Source organism: Prauserella sediminis, from assembly GCF_014195435.1.
GTDB lineage: Bacteria > Actinomycetota > Actinomycetes > Mycobacteriales > Pseudonocardiaceae > Prauserella > Prauserella salsuginis.
Map to the genome: position 1 here is coordinate 3,309,028 of NZ_JACIBS010000001.1, position 21,185 is coordinate 3,330,212.

Annotated in this window: 16 protein-coding genes and 1 tRNA gene; 11 read left to right on the forward strand and 6 right to left on the reverse strand. The window is 69.1% G+C overall.

What is annotated here, in order from left to right; genetic code table 11:
• Positions 1–173 precede the first annotated feature (173 nt).
• The 3 genes from FB384_RS15015 (at position 174) to FB384_RS15025 (ending at position 3,592) form a co-directional block, all read left to right on the forward strand.
• Complete coding sequence (locus FB384_RS15015; protein ID WP_183783614.1) at positions 174–1,424, forward strand: hypothetical protein; 1,251 nt, start codon at positions 174–176, stop codon at positions 1,422–1,424.
• 325 nt (positions 1,425–1,749) lie between these two features.
• The gene (locus FB384_RS15020) at positions 1,750–2,121 is read left to right on the forward strand and encodes a LapA family protein (RefSeq protein WP_183783616.1); all 372 of its coding nucleotides are present in this window, start codon (positions 1,750–1,752) and stop codon (positions 2,119–2,121) included.
• Between the two features lie 628 nt (positions 2,122–2,749).
• Positions 2,750–3,592 (forward strand): serine protease, encoded by an 843-nt coding sequence (locus tag FB384_RS15025; protein ID WP_183783617.1) that lies wholly within the window; start codon positions 2,750–2,752, stop codon positions 3,590–3,592.
• 101 nt (positions 3,593–3,693) lie between these two features.
• On the opposite strand, the gene FB384_RS15030 is transcribed toward FB384_RS15025, so the two are convergent.
• From FB384_RS15030 to FB384_RS15040, 3 genes are all read right to left on the reverse strand, one after another.
• Positions 3,694–5,109 carry an amino acid permease gene (locus FB384_RS15030; RefSeq protein WP_183783618.1) on the reverse strand — a complete coding sequence of 472 codons (1,416 nt, stop codon included), beginning with the start codon at positions 5,107–5,109 and terminating at the stop codon, positions 3,694–3,696.
• 338 nt (positions 5,110–5,447) lie between these two features.
• Positions 5,448–6,203 (reverse strand): histidine utilization repressor, encoded by a 756-nt coding sequence (gene hutC / locus FB384_RS15035; protein ID WP_258936596.1) that lies wholly within the window; start codon positions 6,201–6,203, stop codon positions 5,448–5,450.
• Positions 6,204–6,477: 274 nt separating this feature from the next.
• Positions 6,478–6,550: transfer RNA gene (locus FB384_RS15040), tRNA-Arg, on the reverse strand.
• A gap of 247 nt (positions 6,551–6,797) precedes the next feature.
• On the opposite strand from FB384_RS15040, the gene FB384_RS15045 reads away from it, so the two are divergent.
• Positions 6,798–7,718, forward strand: coding sequence for a cation diffusion facilitator family transporter (locus FB384_RS15045; RefSeq protein ID WP_183783621.1), 921 nt, complete (start codon positions 6,798–6,800; stop codon positions 7,716–7,718).
• Positions 7,719–7,741: 23 nt separating this feature from the next.
• Here FB384_RS15045 and FB384_RS15050 read toward each other — a convergent pair whose 3' ends face one another.
• Both FB384_RS15050 and FB384_RS15055 read right to left on the reverse strand, forming a co-directional pair.
• A complete protein-coding gene (locus tag FB384_RS15050; protein WP_183783623.1) occupies positions 7,742–8,647 on the reverse strand; it encodes a DUF305 domain-containing protein in 906 nt (301 codons plus the stop codon).
• Between the two features lie 54 nt (positions 8,648–8,701).
• On the reverse strand, positions 8,702–9,511 hold the full coding sequence (locus tag FB384_RS15055; protein ID WP_183783626.1) for a DUF3105 domain-containing protein: 810 nt from the start codon (positions 9,509–9,511) through the stop codon (positions 8,702–8,704).
• A 163-nt stretch (positions 9,512–9,674) separates the two neighbouring features.
• Between FB384_RS15055 and argS the strand changes: the two genes are divergently transcribed.
• From argS to rho, 6 genes are all read left to right on the forward strand, one after another.
• Complete coding sequence (argS, locus tag FB384_RS15060) at positions 9,675–11,330, forward strand: arginine--tRNA ligase (protein ID WP_183783628.1); 1,656 nt, start codon at positions 9,675–9,677, stop codon at positions 11,328–11,330.
• A gap of 3 nt (positions 11,331–11,333) precedes the next feature.
• A complete protein-coding gene (gene lysA, locus FB384_RS15065) occupies positions 11,334–12,773 on the forward strand; it encodes a diaminopimelate decarboxylase (RefSeq protein WP_183783630.1) in 1,440 nt (479 codons plus the stop codon).
• Between the two features lie 58 nt (positions 12,774–12,831).
• A complete protein-coding gene (locus FB384_RS15070; RefSeq protein ID WP_183783632.1) occupies positions 12,832–14,127 on the forward strand; it encodes a homoserine dehydrogenase in 1,296 nt (431 codons plus the stop codon).
• The gene (gene thrC / locus FB384_RS15075; RefSeq protein ID WP_183783634.1) at positions 14,124–15,218 is read left to right on the forward strand and encodes a threonine synthase; all 1,095 of its coding nucleotides are present in this window, start codon (positions 14,124–14,126) and stop codon (positions 15,216–15,218) included. Before FB384_RS15070 ends, thrC begins: the two co-directional genes overlap by 4 nt.
• Complete coding sequence (thrB, locus tag FB384_RS15080; RefSeq protein WP_183783636.1) at positions 15,215–16,108, forward strand: homoserine kinase; 894 nt, start codon at positions 15,215–15,217, stop codon at positions 16,106–16,108. Before thrC ends, thrB begins: the two co-directional genes overlap by 4 nt.
• Before the next feature lie 383 nt (positions 16,109–16,491).
• Positions 16,492–18,477 carry a transcription termination factor Rho gene (gene rho / locus FB384_RS15085; RefSeq protein WP_183783638.1) on the forward strand — a complete coding sequence of 662 codons (1,986 nt, stop codon included), beginning with the start codon at positions 16,492–16,494 and terminating at the stop codon, positions 18,475–18,477.
• Between the two features lie 138 nt (positions 18,478–18,615).
• Here rho and FB384_RS15090 read toward each other — a convergent pair whose 3' ends face one another.
• Entirely contained in the window at positions 18,616–19,242 is a 627-nt protein-coding gene (locus tag FB384_RS15090; protein WP_183783640.1) for a GntR family transcriptional regulator, read from the reverse strand.
• A gap of 127 nt (positions 19,243–19,369) precedes the next feature.
• Here FB384_RS15090 and FB384_RS15095 point away from each other — a divergent pair, with 127 nt between their 5' ends.
• Positions 19,370–21,121 (forward strand): IlvD/Edd family dehydratase, encoded by a 1,752-nt coding sequence (locus FB384_RS15095; RefSeq protein ID WP_228726031.1) that lies wholly within the window; start codon positions 19,370–19,372, stop codon positions 21,119–21,121.
• Positions 21,122–21,185: the final 64 nt, after the last annotated feature.

Genomic DNA, 21,185 nt, shown 5'->3' on the forward strand with positions numbered 1-21,185 from the left:
CGTTTTCCGCCGGTGCCGGGATCGATGCCACGATGCCGATAGCGAAGTCGGCCGCCCGCGGCGGGTGCTGCCGACCTGTGTCGATTTCGCGAGCGCGCAGCGGACAACGGCACGTCGCGTGGTCCAGACGTCGCTGTCCCGGTTTCGGGCCACAGTGGACCATCGGAACGGTCATGCATCGTCGACCGTTCGCCCGGATGGTGGCCCGGCCGCCGTCTGCATCCGCTACGTCCGGTCGATACGATTCGCCGGTCACCACATCGATCGAGGGGCCGAAGCTGATTCGCGACCAGGAACGTCGGGCGAGTGCCGATTGGCGCCGCGTTGCGTTGCTGCTGGCGCCCGCGTTGATCTACCTGGCCGTGCGGGCGGCCGGCGTCGCGTTGTTGTGGGTGATGAGCGCAGCGAACGGTCAGGACTTCACCCTGCAGCACTGGGATGCCGGGTGGTACCTGCAGATCGCCGCCGGCGGGTACGAGCAGGTGGACGCCGGAATGACGGATGCTCACGGCGCCCACCACTCGTACACGGCGATGGTGTTCTTCCCCGCCTACCCGCAGCTGCTCGGACTGCTGTTTCCCGAGGATCCGCAGCTGTACCTCGAGTTCGCGGTCATCCTGTCGACTGCCATCGGGATCGTCGGGGCGTACGGGATCGCCAGATTGGCCCGCGCGCTCGGCGGGAACCGATCTGCGGAGCTGTCGGCCGTCGCTCTGGTCGCCGCGGCGCCGATGGCGATCGTGTACTCGATGCCGTACCCGGAGGCGCTGCTCGTCGCCGCGGTCGCATGGGCGCTCGCCGCGATGCTCGAGCGTCGGTGGCTGACCGCGGGGCTGTGCGCGTTGGTCGCGGGCTACACCCACCCGATGGGCGCGCCGCTGGTGGCCGTGATCGTGGTGGCGGGGCTGATCGCCGCGTACCGGGGCGAGGGCAACGGATGGCGTCCGGCACTCGCTGCGGCCATCGCGCCCGTCGGCGTCGGCGGCTACCTGCTGTGGGTGCAGTTCACCAGCGGCGTGCCCGGTGGATACTTCGCGATCACCCGCGAGGGCTGGGGTAATCAGCTGGACCTGAGTTATGTCGGGTGGATCTTCGACACCCTCGGCACCGGACGTGAGGCCTACAGCGTGCTCTCCGCGTTGCTGTGCCTGGTCGTCGCTGCCGCGCTGGTTCCAGCATGGCGGCACCTGCCGGTGGCGGTATGGGCATACACCGCGCTCGTACTGCTGTTGACGATCGGTCATGCCGGCGCCGAGCACGACCGCGTGCGGCAACTGCTGTCAGCCTTTCCGCTCCTCGTGCTCCTCGCTGTCTGGGCCGGGCGGAAGCGTTCCCCGACCGGCGTCGGGGCGATCGCTCTGATGGGCGCGTTCGGTTTGTGGTTCAGCGCCTACGCGCTGGTCGCACAGCCGCATTCGATCTGATCGAGACCAACCTCGTCTCGGCGTCCGCACCCGCCGGCCGTGCTCGCTTCCCGGGCCGGACTTCGGGCGTCGACCACCGGGCGTCGACCACCGGGCGTTGCCGAGAGACGACGCCGTGTCGGCAGGTGCCGAACCAGCGAGATGACCTGCTGAAACATCGTCAGCACAAGCCAACCGGCACGCCACGATTTCGGGCGGAACCTTGTCCTGGCCCGTATGGGGTCGAAGCCCACCGGGCCCACTCGGCATCCCATGTCTGCACACGCGTGACCACACCGAACCGGCGTAGGATGAGGGGCAGGCCCACCATCGAGAGGGGGCCATCATGACCGATACGCCAGCCACCGGGCCCGTACAGTCCAACCCTTCGCCTACGAATTCGGCTCCACCGGCCGGCCCGAGCGCCGCCACCGAGCCACCGGCGGCTTCGGCCACTCCCGACCCGCGACGCAGGACGCGCACGAGCGCGCTGTGGGTCGGTGTCATCGTCTTCGCCGCCGTGCTTGCGCTCCTGCTGATCTTCATTCTGCAGAACACGCAAGCCGTGGAGATCTCCTACTTCACCGTCAGCGGCAGCGTTTCGCTCGCCGTGGCCATGCTGCTCTCCACCGTCGCCGGGGTACTGCTCACCGCGATCGCCGGCTCACTGCGCATTCGTCAGCTGCGTCGGCGCATGCCGCGGGCCACCCGCCACTGACCCGCGCCACACGGCCACGCTCCGGTTACGGATCGTGGCCGTGAGTGCTGTCGGTGACCGGTCCGGACGGATCGATGAGGTTCTCGGAGGCTCGCAACCGCGGGCCTGTGCACGTGGATCGCACGTGGACGGCCGCATGCCGCAAGGTGTAGCCGGTGCGAGCCGGGTACGACATGAATCGGTCTCGACCATGCTTCCGCTGGTAGGGGCCGGTTTCTTTGTGGTTCAGGCTGGGCGCTCTCGACAGGATCCGAACCTGCGTTGGTGGGCGCGCATCGAGCCCCCGTCCCGTTGCGAGGAGCTTCCCGAGCTGCATCTGCTGGGCCGACGGCGAGCACCCCTTGGCGACCGACCTCGCACGCCTCGGCGCGGCCGACGGCACCGGTACACGTCCACCGCGACGTGCACCCCTCCTCAACCGACTCCTCGGTGGCGGGTGACCGTTTCTCGCCCTCGCGGCCTTCCTGCCGAACCCGCGGCGAACGCGAACTGAGAACTCGACCTGCGAACTCGGCCCCGGATGCGGCAAACGGACCAACACGATTGCACTGTCCAGTCCTGCTCAACAGTGCAGGCGCCGTCTTATTTTACTTACGAGTAGCTTATCTCGACGGCCGTGGAGGGTCTCATGCGACGACTCGTCTCCCGGAGAACCGCTTGGCTCGCAGGCGGCGTCTTCTCCGCTGCCCTGATCGCCTCCAGCGGGACCGTGGCTGCGGCTCCGGCCGTGTCGGCGTGGGCTCCTGCCGACAGCGCAACGGTGCACCCCGGCGTCATGACCTACACCGAGGGGGCGCAGTGCACGGCGAACTTCGTCTTCAGGGACGGCGTCGACGTGTTCCTCGGTCAGGCCGCCCACTGCTCGGGCACGGGCGGGAGTACGGCGACCGACGGGTGCGAGTCCGGGTCGTTGCCGTTGGGGACGAAGGTCGAGATCGAGGGCGCCAGCGAGCCGGGCACGATGGTGTACAACTCCTGGCTGGCCATGCAGGAGAGCGGCGAGACCGATCCCGATACCTGTGCCTACAACGACTTCGCGCTCGTCCGCATTGATCCGGCCGATGTGGACCGGGTCAACCCTTCGGTTCCGTTCTGGGGTGGCCCGGCGGGACTCAACACCGAGGGCACCGCGGCGGGCGACACCGTGTTGTCGTACGGCAACTCCAGTCTCCGCGGTGGCATCACCCAGTTGAGCCCGAAGCAGGGCACCAGCATCGGCGACAGCGGTGGCGGGTGGAGCCATCAGGCCTACACGGCGACGCCGGGCATTCCCGGCGACTCCGGCAGCGCCTTCCTCGACGACCAGGGTCAGGCCCTCGGCGTGCTCTCCACATTGACCGTACTGCCCACTGCGGGCAGCAACGGAGTCGGCGACCTGGGCCGTGAGCTGGCCTATCTGCAGAATCACTCCGCGTACGGCGGTGTCGAGTTGGTCGCCGGCACCGAGCCGTTCCGCGGTCCGCTGCCCTGAGGCGACGCAGGTCCGGCGCACCGGCTCGGTACCCGTGTCGGTTGCGACGGGGCGAGACTCCGGTGGTGGGCGGGGACGTGCGTGCCCACCACCGGAGTCGATCAACGAGCGGGGACCTCGGAGTGCGCTTCGATCCCGTGCTCGCCCGCGGTCTCGTAGCCTTCGGCGTTCTTGCGGACGCGGAGCAGGTACAGCACCGAGAGCAGGCCGAGCCATACCGCTCCCACGTAGAGCGCAATCCGTGTTTCCGCCGAGAAGGCCAGCACCACGAACACGAAGATCAGGAAGGTGATCGTGATGATCTGGCCGTAGGGCCACAGGGGCGCGGGGAAGCGCAGTGAGGCCGCCCGGTCGGCGTTCATTGTCCGCCGCGCCCGGTACTGCGAGAGCACGATCATCAGCCACACCCACACGGTGGCGAAGGTGGCGATGGAGGCGATGATCGCGAAGACGCTTTCGGGCATGGCGTAGTTGAGCACCACGCCGACCAGGAGGGCGGCGGTCATGATGACGACGGTCATCCAGGGCACGCCGTTGCGCGAGACGCGGCGCATCGCCTGTGGGGCCTGTCCGCGCTGGGCCATCCCGTAGAGCATCCGCCCTGCGCCGAAGATGTCGCTGTTGATGGCCGACAGCGCTGCGGTGATCACCACGACGTTGAGCACCGCGGCCGCGGAGCTCAGTCCGATTCCTTCGAAGATCTGCACGAAGGGGCTGCCCGAGGAGCCGATCGACTGCCACGGTGCGATAGACATGATCACCGCGAGGGTCAGCACGTAGAACAGCAGCACGCGCACCGGGACGGTGTTGACCGCACGGGGGATGGTCTTGTGCGGCTCTTCGGCCTCCCCTGCGCTGACTCCGATGATCTCGGTGCCGCCGAAGGCGAACATCACGACCGCGAACGACAGCACGAATCCCTCGACGCCCATCGGGAAGAACCCGCCGTGTGACCAGAGGTTGCTCACACCGGCCTCGTGGTCCCCGGTGAACCCGAAGACCAGGAGGGCGATCCCGCCGAGGATCATCGCGATGATCGCCGCGACCTTGGCGATCGAGAACCAGAACTCGAGCTCGCCGAACACCTTGACGCTGAGCAGGTTGGCCGCGCCGATGATGAACAACGTGGCCAGCACCCAGATCCACCGCGGCACGTCAGGGAACCAGAATCCCATGTAGACGGCCAATGCCGTGACGTCGGCGATGCACACGATGATCATTTCGAACGTGTAGGTCCACCCGGTCAGGAAGCCGGGCAGTCGGCCGAGGTGTCTGCTCGCGTACTCGCCGAACGACCCGGGAACCGGGTCGTCGACGGCCATCTCGCCGAGTGCGCGCAGCACCATGAACACCGCGGCGCCACCGATCAGGTAGGCCAGCAGCACCGAGGGGCCCGCCTGGCTGATGGATTCGGACGATCCGTAGAACAGCCCGGTGCCGATCGCCGAGCCGAGGGCGATGAAGCGGATGTGTCGTGCGTTGAGACCTCGACTCAGCGCCGCCGTGCGTTCTTTCACCTTGTCCTCCCTCGGGAACTTCCTTGTTCCCTTCGCTGGCGGCTGGGTTCGCGAGCATCCGGAGCGGTCCCGTCGGCGTGTGCCGTGCGACGCGCTCACAACGACCGATAGGTATAGTGCTGTATATACAATCAGTCAAGCGGGTGACATGAGATCCGTGGGTAAGGATCGGAGACGTCGCCGGCCGTGCGGCGCGTGCCGGCCGCCGCGCGGAGCACTACCTGGTGGCGGCACTGCGGGAGCATGGCCCGAAGGGCATCGGCCAGGTGTGACGGGCAGCGAAGCTGACCTGCAGCCTCCGGGTGCTGCTCGCAGCCGCGGGTGCGCGAGCGCAGCGATCAGACGCCGTCGAAGGTGCCTTCCAACCGGAAGCGTGATCCGGGGTGCAGGAGCCGCGCCGCGCTGACGAGCTGCCCCTCCGACCAGGTTCGTCGGTAGATCAGCAAGCAGGGCGCGGATTCGTCGATGCCCAGCAGCTCGCAATCCTCGGCGGTGCCCAGCACGGCCTCCACGATGTGCTCGCCCTTGCCCATCGGAGCTATCCGCGAGAGGTAGTCGTTCGGCGTGCGCTGGGTGAAGTCCTGCTGGAGGTACTCCGGGGCGATCTCCGGGTGGGCGTGGCGGTCCTCCAGCTGAATGGCGATGTCGTCCTCGAAGTGGACGACCAACGAGTGGAAGATCGGACTGCCCACGGCGATGCCGAACAGGCGGTGCGTTCGCAGGTCGGCGGCTTCCTCCCGGACGAACACCACGTCCGTGCGGTGCTGGCGTCCGCGCCGGCTCACCTCCTCGGCGATGTTGCGCACGCCGTAGAGCGCAGAGCTGCTCTTGCGCTCGGCCACGAAGGTCCCCACGCCCGGCATCCGCACCAGAACACCTTCGGTGCTGAGCTCCCGCAGTGCCCGGTTGATGGTCATGCGCGAGAGTCCCAGCGAATGCACGAGCTGGTTCTCCGAGGGCAGCATCTCGCCCTCCGGCCACCGGCCGGTGCCGATCTGCTCGGTGATGACGTCCTTGAGGCGCCGGTACGCGGGGCCCGAATCGGGGCGGATCGCACCGAACAGCGCAGCGAAATCGAGAGCGTCGATGGCCACGCCGATCACCATCCCGTTCGTCGATCACGCCTGGATCAGACGAACAGTTTATCCGGGACACAGCGCGCACCGGTGAAGGCGGGGCGGCGGATCGCTCCCGCAGTCGCACGGCGTAGTCGTCTCCGAGGCGGCGAGGCGGCGAGGCTCTGTCCACACATTGTCCACGGCTGCCCGTAGAGGCCCGGGGTTCGCCGGGTTGGGCCGGGTAACAAGCGAACGGCCCGCGTCCGGCATTTCTGCTGGTCACGGGCCGTTTCTGCATGTCTTGGTTGGGCGCCCTCGGCAGGATTCGAACCTGCGACACCTGCCTCCGGAGGGCAGTGCTCTATCCACTGAGCTACGAGGGCCCGCCACCTCGCGGTGACGTCAGAAGCCTATCGCATACCCGTCACGGCCCGTGCGCGTGGTCCCCGTTCGCCGGCATGTGAGGTCCGCCGCGACACGGTACTGTCCCCGGCGCCCGCAGGTTAGGGTTACCTGTATTGCAATCATGCGCATGTCGCTATATGTTCGTCCGCGCGTGGCCGCAACCGCCGCCGACAACGCTGCCTGCGACAGCATCCGCGGGAGAACCGCCGACGAGAGAGGGACTACATGGGCCACGGACACGGCCATGGTCACGGGCACGCCGACCTCTCGGCCTCCGGCGCCCATCAGGGCAGGCTCACCGCCGCCCTGGCGATCAGCGGCGCGTTCATGGTGCTCGAATTCGTCGTCGGCTTCGCGACCGCCTCGCTGGCCCTCATCTCCGACGCCGCGCACATGTTCACCGACGTCCTCGGACTCGGCATGGCGCTCGCCGCCGTCATGCTCGCCCGCCGGAGCGGCCCGACGTACACCCGCACCTTCGGTCTCTACCGCGCAGAGGTGCTCGCCGCGCTCGCCAACGCGTTCCTGCTGTTCGGTGTCGGCGGCTACGTCATCTACGAGGCGATCGACCGCATCGGCGGTGCCCCCGAGGTGCCCGGCGTTCCCGTATTGCTCGCCGGCGCGGCCGGACTGATCGCCAACATCGTCGCGTTCATGCTCCTGCGTTCGGGCGCCAAGGAAAGCCTCAACATCCGGGGTGCCTACCTCGAAGTGCTCGCCGACCTCGTCGGCTCCGTCGCCGTACTGGTCAGCGCCGCGCTCACACTCCTGACCGGATGGCGCTACGCCGACCCCGTCGCGGGCGTCGCCATCGGCGTGTGGATCCTCCCGCGCACGGCCGTGCTCGCCGCCCGCTCGCTGCGCATCCTCTTCCAGCACGCGCCCCGAGGTGTCGACGTCGCCGCCCTCGAAGCAGACCTCGCCGCGCTCGACAGCGTCGACGACGTCCACGACCTGCATGTCTGGACGCTCACGTCCGGCATGGAAGTCGCCTCCGCGCACCTGACGATCAGCCCCGACGGCGACACCTCCGCCGTCCTCGCCGCCGCCCAGGACCTGCTGACGACCCGCTACGGCATCGAGCACGCCACCCTGCAGGTCGAACCCCGCGAACACGCCCAGCGCTGCGAAGAACTCAGCTGGTGAGTCGTTGGGCCGGGGTCAGAGCGTCACGAGAACGGCAGCGGCTTCGCGTCCCGCTGCGCCAGCATCTGCCGCATCGTGTCCGACTCGGGCAACTGCGACGCCAGCATGCTCGTGGCCAGCGTGCTCACCGCGCTGAGCCGCGCGTGTTCACGCGCGTACTTGGCCATGTCCACGCCGCCCTGGTGATGGCGCAGCATCAGCTGCAGGAAGTACACGTCCAGCCGCTCACCCTCGAGCGAGCGCAGTTTCGACAGCTCCTGCTCGGTAGCCATGCCCGGCATGGCCCTGCTGCCGCCGACCTGGCCGCCCGACGGTCCCGACGGCGTCCGCTCGGTCGTCTCCGACTCGGACGAGGCCGTCTCGCTCTCCCCGCCGTGGTCGTGCCCCATCGGCTCGGACATCCACGTCATGTACTCGCCCGCGGGCTCCTCCGGCTTGCCCCAGAGCATCAGCCAGCCCTTCATACGGCCGACCTGCTCGTTCTGCGTGCTCGCGATGTCGAACGCCAGCTGTTTGACCGCCGGATCCGTGCTGTGGTCGCGCGCCCAGTTCGCCATTGTCACGGCCTGCAGGTGGTGCACCGACATGTCCTGCGCGAACCCGACGTCCACCGGCCCCGGTCGCGTCGCAGGCTCGCTGTCGGTGCCCCGGGCGACCAGCAGTCCCACGGTCGCGCCGACCAGCAGCAACGCCAGCGCCGCCGCACCGAAGATCACGTAGCGTGGCCACTCGCGCTCCCGCGGCGGCCGCGTGGGAGCTGCCGCGGTCGCCGAACCGTTCGCGGCCCAATCGTCCGACGCCGAATCGTCGGTTCCGAAATCGTCCGGGGACTCCGGCTCACCGTCAGCCGCCGCGGGCGGTTCCGCCTCGGCGTCGCCGGTAGGGCCTGTCGGTTCGGGGGAGCGTGATTCGTCAGGAGTGTCGTTCATGACCTGCGGAGTCCCTGGAATACGGTCGTCGGCGGGCGGGGAGTAGCCGGAAGGTTACTGTCCGCCGCCCATCGACTCGTCGGCCGCTCCCGCCGAGCCCTGGTAGCCCATCGGCTTGGCGTCCGGGCCCGGCTTCTCCGGGTTGAACGGCGGCGGGTCGTCCGGGTCGAACTGGCCCGGCCCCAGCGCGTCGCAGGAGGCGCCGATCTCGGGGTAGGTGTTCGAGTTCCGCTTCAGCGCGGCGATGAACTGATCGATGCGCTCGTCGGTGACATCGTCGACCTTCAGCTGGTGTCCCCAGGACTGCAGCGAGACCGGCGAGTCCAGCCCCGGGTACGGCGACAGCATCATGTACGGCTTGTTCTCGACGCGGAGCTTCAGCGTGTCCAGGTCCTCCCCGGACACCCGCTCCGGGTCGTAGGCGATCCAGATCGCGCCGTGCTCGAGCGAGTGGACCATGTTCTCGGTGCGCACCGCCTCCGAGTACACGGTGCCGGTGCAGGCTGCCCAGAACCCGTCGTGCGGTCCGCCGAACGGCGGTGACTGGTCGTAGGCGACCCGCTCGTTCGGGCGCACGTGGGCGCCGCCCTCGTACTGCTCGGTCGTGACGCCGTCGATCTTCTCCGACGGATCGGGGTTGTTCTGGTCGGGCGTGAAGTTCTCGGCCGCGACCTCCTCGCGCTCCCGCTGCTCCCGCGAGTCGCTCGAGGCGACGTAGTAGTAGCCGAAGACGCCGGCCGCCAGCAGCACGATGGCCACGACCGCGGTGATCGTGCCCCAGGGCACGTTCTTCTGGCCGACCGTGGATCCGCGGGCGGCCTGCACCGCGCTCGGCGCCTTCTTGCCCTTCTTGCCGCTGGCCATGGCTGCAGATGTCTCCTTCGGCGAGAGTCGGGTACCCCGATCGAGCAGTGTAGGGACGTCCGGACGGGCCCCGGGCGGCGGCTCGCGGATCCGGTATGTGACCGCGCACATCGGGGGTGAGCCGGTGACCGAGCGTCGCCCCCTCCGAACGTACACTCGCCGGGTGACTCCCTCCGCCCTTGCTGACCTCGTGCGTTCGTCTGCCGTCACGGTTCTCGAGGCCCGCGGCCTCGACACCGGCGTGCTTCCTGAGCAGGTGACGGTGGAGCGACCCCGCAACCCGGAACACGGCGACTACGCGACCAACGTCGCGCTGCAAGTCGCGAAGAAAGTAGGTATGGCTCCCCGTGAGCTGGCCGAGGCGCTCGCGACCGAGCTGGCCGCCGCCGACGGCGTCGACACCGCCGAGGTCGCGGGCCCCGGTTTCCTCAACCTGCGCCTCGCGGCCGACGCCCAGGGCGAGATCGTCCGCCGCGTGCTCGGCTCGGGCGACGCCTTCGGCCGCGGCGACGCGCTCGCCGGTCGCAAGATCAACCTCGAGTTCGTCTCCGCCAACCCGACCGGCCCGATCCACCTCGGCGGCACCCGCTGGGCCGCCGTCGGTGACGCGCTGGGCCGCGTGCTGAGCGCGCAGGGCGCCGAGGTGACACGCGAGTACTACTTCAACGACGCCGGCGCGCAGATCGACCGGTTCGTCAACTCACTGTTGGCGGCCGCTCAGGGGCAGCCGGCGCCCGAGGACGGCTACGCGGGTGCCTACATCGACGACATCGCCGCCGCCGTCCTGCGCAAGGAACCCGACGCGCTTTCGCAGCCCGAGGGCGAGCGCCGCGAGACGTTCCGCAAGATCGGCGTCGGCCTCATGTTCGAGGAGATCAAACAAAGTCTCCACGACTTCGGCACCGACTTCGACGTCTTCTTCCACGAGGATTCGCTGCACGCGAACGGCGCGGTGGCGCAGGCGGTCGGGGAGCTCAAGGAGTCCGGCACCCTCTACGAGGCCGACGGCGCCTGGTGGATGCGCACCACCGACCAGGGCGACGACAAGGACCGCGTCGTCATCAAGAGCGACGGCGACCCCGCCTATATCGCAGGCGACATCGCCTACCTGCGCGACAAGGTGCAGCGCGGCTTCGATCTGTGCATCTACATGCTCGGCGCCGACCACCACGGTTACATCGGCAGGTTGAAGGCGACCGCCGTGGCGCTCGGCTACGACCCCGCGGTGGTCGAGGTGCTCATCGGCCAGATGGTCAACCTCGTGAGCGGTGGCAAGCCCGTGAAGATGAGCAAGCGCGCCGGCACCGTCGTGACCCTGGAGGACCTCGTCGAGGCCGTCGGCGTCGACGCCGCACGGTACGAGCTGACGCGCTACTCCGTCGACTCCGGCATCGACATCGACCTCGACCTGCTGCGCAAGCACACCAACGAGAACCCGGTGTTCTACGTGCAGTACGCGCACGCGCGGCTGGCCTCCCTCCAGCGGAACGCGGCCGAGCTGAAGATCGAGCTGGACCCGGAGGCGGACTTCAGCCTGCTCACCCATCCCCGCGAAGGGGACCTCATCCGCACGATCGGCGAGTTCCCGAGCGTGCTCAGCAAGGCGGCCGAGCTGCGCGAACCGCACCGTGTCGCCCGTTACCTCGAGTCGCTGGCGTCGGCGTACCACAAGTTCTACGACGTCGCGCGCGTGCTGCCCCAGGGTGACGAGGCGCCGACCGCCCTCACCCATGCGCGCCTGGCGTTGTGCGAAGCCGCACGCCAGGTACTCGCCAACGGACTGTCCCTGCTCGGGGTCTCGGCCCCGGAACGGATGTAATGAATGTGTGCACACCCCGCGGGGCCCCGCCACGCTGAGGTCTACCCGCACGCCGATCAGGCGGGTTTCCCACCGTCCACCTCGGGCGAGCTCGACCGGCTGCACGCGAAGGTGTGGCCGCGTAACACCTACCGCGCCGGCGACGGCGTCGTGCGCATCGCGGGCGTCGACGTCCGCGAGCTCGCACGTACCTACGGCACGCCGCTGTTCGTCATCGACGAGGCCGACTTCAAGTTCCGCTGCGCCGAGTACGCCGCCGCGTTCGAGGACCCGACCCTGGTCCACTACGCGGGCAAGGCGTTCCTGTGCACCGAGGTGGCCCGGTGGGTGGCCGGGCAGGGCCTGAGTCTCGATGTCTGCAGCGGCGGGGAACTGGCCATCGCCCTGCGCGCCGAGTTCCCGCCCGAGCGGATCACGTTCCACGGCAACAACAAGTCCGTGGCCGAACTCGAGGCGGCCGTCGAGGCCGGCGTCGGCACGATCGTGCTCGACTCGTACTACGAGATCGCCAGGCTCGCCGACGTCGCCGCTCGCCACGACGTGGTCCAGCAGGTGCTGGTGCGGGTGACGGTCGGCGTGGAGGCCCACACCCACGAGTTCATCGCCACCGCGCACGAGGACCAGAAGTTCGGGTTCTCGCTCGCAGCCGGTGAAGCGGCCGAAGCCGTCCGCCGCGTGCTCAACGCCCCGTCGTTGCAGCTCGTCGGCCTGCACAGCCACATCGGGTCACAGATCTTCGACGCCGACGGCTTCGAGGTCGCCGCGCGCCGCGTCGTCGGCCTGCTCGCCGAGCTGCGCAAGGAACACGGCGCCGAGGCCCTGGAGAGCCTCACGACCGTCGACCTCGGCGGCGGGTTCGGGATCGCCTACACCGACAAGGACAACCCACCCCCGCCGGCCCAGCTGGTCACCCAGATCCGCGACATCGTCCGCAAGGAGTGCGCGTTCGCCGACATCCCGGTGCCGCGTATCGCGGGCGAGCCCGGCAGAGCGATCGCGGGGCCCGGCACCGTGACGCTGTACGAGACGGGCACCATCAAGGACGTCGTGCTCGGCGACGAGGGCGTGCGGCGGTACGTCAGCGTCGACGGCGGCATGAGCGACAACATCCGCACCGCGCTCTACGACGCCGCCTACGACGTCCGCCTCGTCTCCAGGGCCAGTGACGACGGTCAGCCCGAGCCCGTGACCGCCATGCTGTCCCGCGTGGTGGGAAAGCACTGTGAGTCCGGTGACATCGTCGTCCGCGACTGCTGGTTGCCGGAGACCCTGGCACCGGGCGACCTGCTGGCGGTCGCCGCCACGGGTGCGTACTGCTACTCGATGGCCAGCAACTACAACCGGCAGCCGCGGCCCGCGGTGGTCGCCGTGCGAAACGGCGAGCACCGGCTGCTGCTGCGCAGGGAGACGTACGACGACATGCTGCGACTGGAGGCGTCGTGAGCTGCGGCGCGAGCGATGACGTGAGCTGTGGCCAGCTGCTTGTAGGGGAGGGGCGTGAATGACTGAGCCGGTCAAGGTTGCCCTGCTCGGATGCGGAACCGTCGGCAGTGAGGTGACGCGCATACTGCTCGACGACCCCGGCGAGCTGGCCGCGCGCGTGGGCGCGCCGGTCGAGCTGGCGGGTATCGCAGTCCGCAGGCCGGACAAGCATCCGGAATTGCCGCAGCACCTCGTCACGTCGGACGCGACGGCGCTGATCGATTCCGATGTGGACATCGTCGTCGAACTGATCGGCGGGATCGACCCGGTGCGCGACTGGTTGCTGTCCGCGCTGCGCAAGGGCCGATCGGTCGTGACGGGCAACAAGGCGTTGCTGTCGGAGCACGGGAGTGAGCTCGCCGAGGCGGCCGACGAGTCGGGTGCGGACCTGTACTACGAGGCCGCCGTCGCCGGTGCGATCCCGCTGCTGCGTCCCCTCCGCGAATCACTGGCAGGCGACCGCATCACGCGCGTGATGGGCATCGTCAACGGGACGACCAACTTCATCCTGTCCGCGATGGACTCCACGGGAGCCGGCTACGCCGAGACGCTCGACGAGGCGACTCGGCTCGGCTATGCGGAGGCCGATCCGACGGCCGATGTGGACGGATACGACGCGGCGTCCAAGGCGGCGATCCTCGCGTCGCTGGCGTTCCACAGTCGCGTGACCGCGGCCGACGTTCACCGCGAAGGCATTGCAGGCATCAGCTCGTCGGACATCACCGCGGCGAAATCGCTGGGGCGCACCGTGAAGCTGCTGTCGATCTGCGAGCGCGTGACCGAAGAGGACGGTTCCGAATCGGTCTCCGCGCGCGTGCACCCGGTCATGATCCCGAAGTCGCACCAGCTCGCCGGTGTCGGCGGCGCGTTCAACGCCGTCTATGTCGAGGCCGAGGCCGCGGGGCAGCTGATGTTCTACGGCCAGGGTGCGGGCGGCGCTCCCACGGCGAGCGCGGTGCTCGGTGACCTCGTGTCGGCCGCACGTAACAAGGTCGCGGGCGGCCGAGGTCCCCGCGAATCGGCACACGCGGCCCTGCCGGTGCGCCCGATGGGGCAGACGCCGACTCGCTATCACGTCAGCCTCGACGTCGCCGACAAGCCTGGCGTGCTCGCGCAGGTCGCCCAGGTGTTCGCAGCGCACGGCGTGAGCATTTCCACGGTGCGGCAACGGGACCGGCGATCCACGGCGAGCCTCGTGGTCGTGACGCACCAGGCTCCCGACGCCGCACTGCGGTCCACTGTGGATGAAATCGACAAGCTCGACGTCGTACGCGAGGTCGTCAGCGTGATGCGGGTGGAAGGCGAGGCGGAGTGACTACCGAGAACCCGGCGGGCACGGGCGGCGACGTCAAGGCCGGCTGGCCCGGCATCATCAACGCGTACGCCTCGCGGATTCCGATCCCCGAGGGCGCTGACGTCGTGACGCTCGGCGAGGGCAACACGCCACTGCTCGCCGCGCCGCACCTGTCGCAGCTCACCGGCGCGACCGTGTACCTCAAGGTCGAGGGCGCCAACCCGACCGGCTCGTTCAAGGACCGCGGCATGACCGTGGCCATGACGCACGCCCGCGCGAGCGGGCTCAAGGCCGTGATCTGCGCTTCGACCGGCAACACGTCGGCCTCGGCGTCCGCGTACGCCGCCAGGGCAGGGCTCGCCACGGCGGTGCTCGTGCCGCAGGGCAAGATCGCGCTCGGCAAGATGGCGCAGGCGGTGCTCCACGGCGCGCGCATCCTGCAGATCGACGGCAACTTCGACGACTGCCTCGAACTCGCGCGCAAGACGGCCGCCGACTACCCGGTGACACTCGTCAACTCCGTGAACCCGGTGCGGCTGGTGGGGCAGAAGAGCGCGGCGTGGGAGATCTGCGACACGCTGGGCACGGCCCCGGACATCCACTGCCTGCCGGTCGGCAACGCGGGCAACATCACCGCCTACTGGGCCGGCTACACCGAGTACGCGGCCGACGGGCTCGTCGAGAACACCCCGCGCATGTTCGGTTTCCAAGCGGCAGGGGCGGCGCCGCTGGTGCACGGCGAGCCGGTCAAGACGCCGGAGACCGTAGCCACGGCCATTCGCGTCGGCAGCCCGGCGTCGTGGGACAGCGCCGTGAAGGCCCAGCGGGCCAGCGGGGGACTGTTCGACGCGGTCACCGACGAGAAGATCCTCGCCGCGTACCGGCTGCTGGCGAGCAAGGAGGGCGTGTTCGTCGAGCCGGCGTCGGCCACGAGCGTCGCCGGACTGCTCGTGGTGTCGGCCGACGGACGGATCCCTCGCGGGTCGACAGTCGTGTGCACCGTCACCGGCCACGGCCTGAAGGACCCGGGCACCGCGCTCGAAGGCAACGTCGAGGTCGAGCCGCTCTCCGTCGACCCGCGGGCGGTCGCGGCGGCGCTGGAGCTCTCGTGAGGTTCACGGTCCGAGCGCCAGCCTCGACGGCGAATCTCGGTCCCGGATTCGACACGTTCGGGCTTTCGCTGGCGCTGCACGACGTCGTGGAGTTCGAGACCGCCGAGTCCGGTGTGGACATCGAGGTGCTCGACGCGGGGGCGGGCGACATGAGCCGCGTGCCGCGCACCGGCAGGCATCTCGTCCTGCGTGCGCTGCGTTCCGCCTGCCACCGGCTCGGCACCACCCCGCCCGGTCTGCGACTGCGGTGTCACAACGCGATCCCGCACTCCCGCGGCCTCGGTTCGTCGGCCGCCGCGATCGTCACCGGCGTCGTCGCTGCCTACACCCTCGCCGACCGTGAGCTCGACGCCGAAGCGCTGCACCTGGCCGCCGAGTTCGAAGGTCACGCCGACAACGTCGCGGCCAGCCTGTACGGCGGTTTCGTCGTGGCGTGGGAATCCGGCGAGTGGTACCGCGCCGAGCGGCTCACCCCGCACGAGGCGATCCGGCCGGTCGTCGCAGTACCGCCGACCCAGTCGTCGACACATCAGACGCGGGGCCTGCTGCCCGAGCAGGTGCCGCTGGCCGACGCCGTGTTCACGGGCGGGCGCACCGCACTGGCCGTGCATGCCATGACCAGCAGGCCCGATCTGCTACTCGAGGCGACCGACGATCGGCTGCACCAGGGCTACCGCAGGCCCGCCTATCCCGACACGATGCGGCTGGTCGACGAGCTGCGTTCCCACGGCATCGCGGCTGCCGTGTCCGGGGCGGGGCCGACCGTGCTGGCGCTGCCGTTCGGCGAACGGGCCGGTGCGGGAATAATTCCGCGGGACGTCGACGTTGACGGATTCGACATCCTCGAGCCGGCCATCGACCTCGACGGAGCGCAGGTCTCCCTGGCCTGACGAGGGCTTCAGGGCCCCGATCGGCAGGGTTCCCGCATCCCCGTCGCAGTCCGATCGCCGAGAGTGAGGCACGCCACTGACCGGGGTGGTTGTTGCACCCGCAAGGTGGGCGGTCTACGCTCGGGGGCGTTCGGTCACCGTGCTCATTCCGCACCCGGCGATGGTCACGGGAACTCCTCCCGGTCGCATCTTCCGTTTTCTCGACGGGGGTAACCGGTATCGCGGTGGTCGACCCCATCTCTTGCACGCGGCTGGCGCCGCTGCGACTCCCACGTCTCAGCGCAGGCCGCTCGCAGGGAGCCGAAACGCCGTCTCGCAATTCGGACGCGGGCGGCGGTCCGCTGGTCCAACGACAAGGAGTGGACCGGTCAGGAAGGACATGTGTGAGTAACACCGATCTTTTGAGCGGCGACGCGAGTGCCCAGGCTGCAGCGCCGGGTGACGGGGAGTCGCAGGGCGGCTCGGCGTCGACGCCGAAGCGGCGTCCCGGCGGACTGTCCGGCATGGTTATCGCCGATCTTCGTGCCCTCGCCACCGAACTCGGTATCGGTGACACCACGGGCATGCGCAAGGGGGACCTGATCGCCGCCATTCGTGAACGCCAGGGCAAGAGCAAGAAGCCCCGGGGCGGCACCGAGTCGAACGACACGGGCGAGGCCATCGAGGCGACGCTGCCGCTCGGCGACACCAACGGCAAGGCGGCCAAGTCGGAGCAGAAGGTCCAGACCGCGTCCGCGGGTGGGACCGACAAGCCGGCAGGCAAGGCCGCGGAGAAGTCTGCGGAGAAGACCGCCGACAAGCCGGCGAAGGCTGACAAGGCCGAGAAGACCGAGCAGGCCGACAAGACGGAGAAGCCCGAGAAGGGCGGCTCGAAGCAGAAGGCCGACGGTGACGGCGAGTCCGGTCAGCAGGGCGAGGGCGGCGGACGGCGCCGTCGTCGTGGCGGTTCCGGCCGCAACGCCGACGGTGGCCGCGGCGACAACTCGCGCGGTGACGGCAACGGCGGCCAGGACAAGGCCGACGACGAATCCGGCGACCAGCGCAAGCAGAACAACCGCGGCGACAACAAGGGCGAGGGCAACCGCGGCGGTGACAACCGTGGTGGTGACAACCGTGGTGACAACCGGGACGACGACGACCGCGGCGGCCGCCGTGGCCGCCGGTACCGGGACCGTCGCCGTCGCGGTGGCGGCCGTGGCGAAGGCGAGACGGAGATCCGCGAGGACGACGTCCTGCTGCCCGTCGCCGGCATCCTCGACGTGCTCGACAACTACGCGTTCGTGCGCACCTCCGGTTACCTGCCGGGGCCGAACGACGTGTACGTGTCGCTGTCGCTGGTGCGCAAGCACGGCCTGCGCCGCGGCGACGCGATCACCGGCGTCGTGCGTCAGCCGCGGGAGGGCGAGCAGCAGCGGCAGAAGTTCAACCCGCTGGTGCGGGTCGACTCGGTCAACGGGCTCGAGTCCGAGGTCGCCAAGAAGCGCCCCGAGTTCACGAAGCTGACGCCGCTGTACCCGAACGAGCGGCTGCGGCTCGAAACGCAGCCGAACAAGCTGACGACCCGGGTCATCGACCTGGTGATGCCGGTCGGCAAGGGGCAGCGTGCCCTGATCGTCTCGCCGCCGAAGGCGGGTAAGACGACGATCATGCAGGACGTCGCGAACGCGATCACGACGAACAATCCCGAGTGCCACCTCATGGTCGTGCTCGTGGACGAGCGTCCCGAAGAGGTCACCGACATGCAGCGGTCGGTGAACGGCGAGGTCATCGCCTCGACGTTCGACCGTCCGCCGTCGGACCACACGACGGTCGCCGAACTGTCCATCGAGCGGGCCAAGCGCCTCGTCGAGATGGGCCACGACGTGGTCGTGCTGCTCGACTCGATCACCCGCCTCGGCCGCGCCTACAACCTGGCGGCCCCGGCGTCCGGCCGGATCCTCTCCGGTGGTGTCGACTCGACGGCGCTGTTCCCGCCGAAGCGGTTCCTCGGTGCGGCGCGCAACATCGAGGACGGCGGCTCGCTGACCATCTTCGCCACCGCAATGGTGGAGACGGGCTCCACCGGTGACACGGTCATCTTCGAGGAGTTCAAGGGCACGGGTAACGCCGAGCTCAAGCTCGACCGGAAGATCTCCGAGCGCCGTGTGTTCCCGGCGGTCGACGTCAACCCGTCCGGCACCCGCAAGGAGGAGCTGCTGCTCTCGCCGGACGAACTGGCCGTCACGCACAAGCTGCACCGGGTGCTGCACGCGCTCGACTCGCAGCAGGCGATCGACCTGCTCATCGACAGGTTGAAGAAGACGAAGACGAACATCGAGTTCCTGATGCAGATCTCGAAGAGCACCCCGGGCACGGAGGAGCAGCAGTAACCCGCGCCCGCGGCTCGCAAGCGAACGGCCCCTCGTCACCAGGTGTGGCGAGGGGCCGTTCGCGTCGGCACGCCGGAAGCGCCCCAGGGCACACCCCTGTGGCGTTGAGCGCCCCGAAGGTGCCCTTGAGGGCGGGCGTCAGTCGGCAGGAGGCAGGCGGCTGAGGTAGGCGTCGCGGGAGGGGAGCAGGTGCTCGCGGCACGTCTCGGCCAGCGTCTCGGTGTCGCCGTTGCGCAGCGCCTCGATCATCGCCCAGTGTTCGCGCCTGCTCTGCTCGAGATACTCGGGCGAGGTCACGGTGACGGATCGGATCGCGTGAGCCATCTGCGCGTGCCTCCGGATCGCCTCCACCAGGACGGTGTTGTCGGACAGGCCGAACAGGGCGCGGTGGAACTCCATGTTGGCCTTCGTCACATCGCGCAGCTCACCGCTGTCGATGCCCGCGTCGTGACTGCGCTGGATGGCGACGAGTTCGTCGAGCCGCTCGGGCGGCACCGGTACGGGGATCAGCCGCGCGCAGTGGACCTCCAGCAGCTCCCGCACCGCATAGAGGTCGCGCACCTCCTGTGATGTGTAGGCCTTGACGAACGCACCCACGTTCGGTTTCCGCTCGACGAGTCCCCGGTTCTCGAGTTCCTGCAGTGCACTGCGCACCACGTGGCGTTTCGCGGCGAACGCCCGCATCAGCTCGTCCTCCACGAGCCGCTCCCTCGGATAGCGCAGCCCGAGGACGATCTGCTCCTCCAGTTGTTCGAGCAGGGACAACTCGCCTCTACCTCCATCACGTATCGGCGCGGGCGAGTCAGTTTCCCATGGCTGTTGCCACCCGCTACACGGCCGTGGTTAGATGTCGCCGTTTTCATTGACTAGATTATTGATAATGAGGTCGATAATGGCTGACGGGGCGAGCGATGCGGAAGACCCCACTCAGGGCATGACGCGGGGACTGCCGAACTACGGCGACTCCGGGTTCTCGTTGTTCCTGCGCAAGGCATTCATCAAGGGAGCGGGGTACACCGACGACGCGCTGGACCGCACCGTCGTCGGCATCGTCAACACCGGCAGCGGGTTCAACCCGTGCCACGGCAACATGCCGCAGCTGATCGAGGCGGTGAAGCGAGGCGTGATGCTCGCGGGCGGGCTCCCGGTCGATTTCCCGACGATCTCGCTGCACGAGAGCTTCTCGAACCCGACGAGCATGTACCTGCGCAACCTCATGTCCATGGACACCGAGGAGATGATCAAGGCGCTGCCGCTCGACGCGGTCGTGCTGATCGGCGGGTGCGACAAGACGGTCCCCGCGCAGCTGATGGGTGCCGCCTCCGCGGGAATCCCCGCGATCCAGCTCGTCACCGGTTCCATGCTCACCGGCGGACACCGCGGCGAACGGGTCGGCGCCTGCACCGACTGTCGCGCGTTCTGGGGCAAGTACCGCGGCGACGAGATCGACGACCAGGAGATCTCCGAGGTCAACTCGAGCCTGGTCGGCAGCGTCGGCACCTGCTCGGTGATGGGCACCGCCAGCACCATGGCCGGCATCGCCGAGGCGATGGGCATCGCCCTGCCCGGCAGCGCCACGCCGCCCGCCGTCACCGCCGACCGCATGCGCATCGCCGAGCAGACCGGCACCCGCGCCGTCGGCATCGCGCGCGAACGGCTCACCGTCGACAAGATCCTCACCGAGTCGTCGTTCGAGAACGCCCTGCGCGTGCTGCTGGCCCTCGGCGGCTCGACGAACGGCATCGTCCACCTCGCGGCCGTCGCGGGACGCCTCGGCTTCGATCTCGACCTCGCCACCTTCGACCAGCTCAGCCGTGAGACGCCGGTGCTGGTCAACCTCAAACCCGCCGGGTCGCACTACATGGAGGACCTGCACCGTGCGGGTGGCATCCCGATGCTGCTCGACCGCCTGCGCGACCTGGTCGACCTGGATGCGCTCACGATCACGGGCCGCACCCTCGGCGAGGAGCTCGCCGACCGCGACACCTCGTTCACCCAGGAGGTCGTCCGGCCGCGCGAGGACCCGATCTACCCGGCGGGCAGCATCGCCGTGCTGCGCGGCAACCTCGCCCCGAGTGGGGCGATCGTGAAGCAGGCGGCCGCCACGCCCGAACTGCTCGAGCACACGGGACGTGCCGTCGTGTTCGAGAACTCCGCCGACATGGCCGAGCGCATCGACGACGAGAACCTCGACGTGCGCGCCGATGACGTACTCGTGCTCAAGAACATCGGCCCCCTCGGCGCCCCCGGGATGCCCGAGGCCGGCTACATCCCCATCCCGAAGAAGCTCGCCCGGCAGGGCGTCACGGACATGGTCCGCATCTCCGACGGGCGTATGTCCGGCACCGCGCGGGGCACGATCGTCCTGCACGTGTCCCCGGAATCGGCGGTCGGTGGTCCGCTCGCGTACGTGCGCGACGGCGACACCGTGCGGCTCAGCGTGGCCGACCGCGTGCTCTCGCTCGAGGTGCCTGACGACGAACTCGCCACCCGCCGTGAGCAGCAGCCCGTGACACCGCCGGAAACCCCGGCTCGCGGCTACCGGAAACTGTTCGTCGACCAGGTCACCCAGGCCGAGGACGGCGCCGACTTCCGATTCCTGCAGGCCGAACAGAAGCGGGCCTCGGTGCCGCGCGCCCGCTGAGCGCGGCCCGGCCTGCGTCCCGCCGCGGGCGTTCTCCCCAACCCACCCGTCCCTTTTAGACAAT

Bases quoted from the DNA above. Each gene is read 5' to 3' on its own strand.
- FB384_RS15095 (WP_228726031.1), top strand. From the start codon at position 19,370: ATGGCTGACGGGGCGAGCGATGCGGAAGACCCCACTCAGGGCATGACG.
- FB384_RS15070 (WP_183783632.1), top strand. From the start codon at position 12,832: ATGACTGAGCCGGTCAAGGTTGCCCTGCTCGGATGCGGAACCGTCGGC.
- lysA (WP_183783630.1), top strand. From the start codon at position 11,334: ATGTGTGCACACCCCGCGGGGCCCCGCCACGCTGAGGTCTACCCGCAC.
- FB384_RS15025 (WP_183783617.1), top strand. From the start codon at position 2,750: ATGCGACGACTCGTCTCCCGGAGAACCGCTTGGCTCGCAGGCGGCGTC.
- FB384_RS15055 (WP_183783626.1), bottom strand. From the start codon at position 9,511: ATGGCCAGCGGCAAGAAGGGCAAGAAGGCGCCGAGCGCGGTGCAGGCC.
- FB384_RS15020 (WP_183783616.1), top strand. From the start codon at position 1,750: ATGACCGATACGCCAGCCACCGGGCCCGTACAGTCCAACCCTTCGCCT.
- FB384_RS15045 (WP_183783621.1), top strand. From the start codon at position 6,798: ATGGGCCACGGACACGGCCATGGTCACGGGCACGCCGACCTCTCGGCC.
- FB384_RS15050 (WP_183783623.1), bottom strand. From the start codon at position 8,647: ATGAACGACACTCCTGACGAATCACGCTCCCCCGAACCGACAGGCCCT.
- FB384_RS15015 (WP_183783614.1), top strand. From the start codon at position 174: ATGCATCGTCGACCGTTCGCCCGGATGGTGGCCCGGCCGCCGTCTGCA.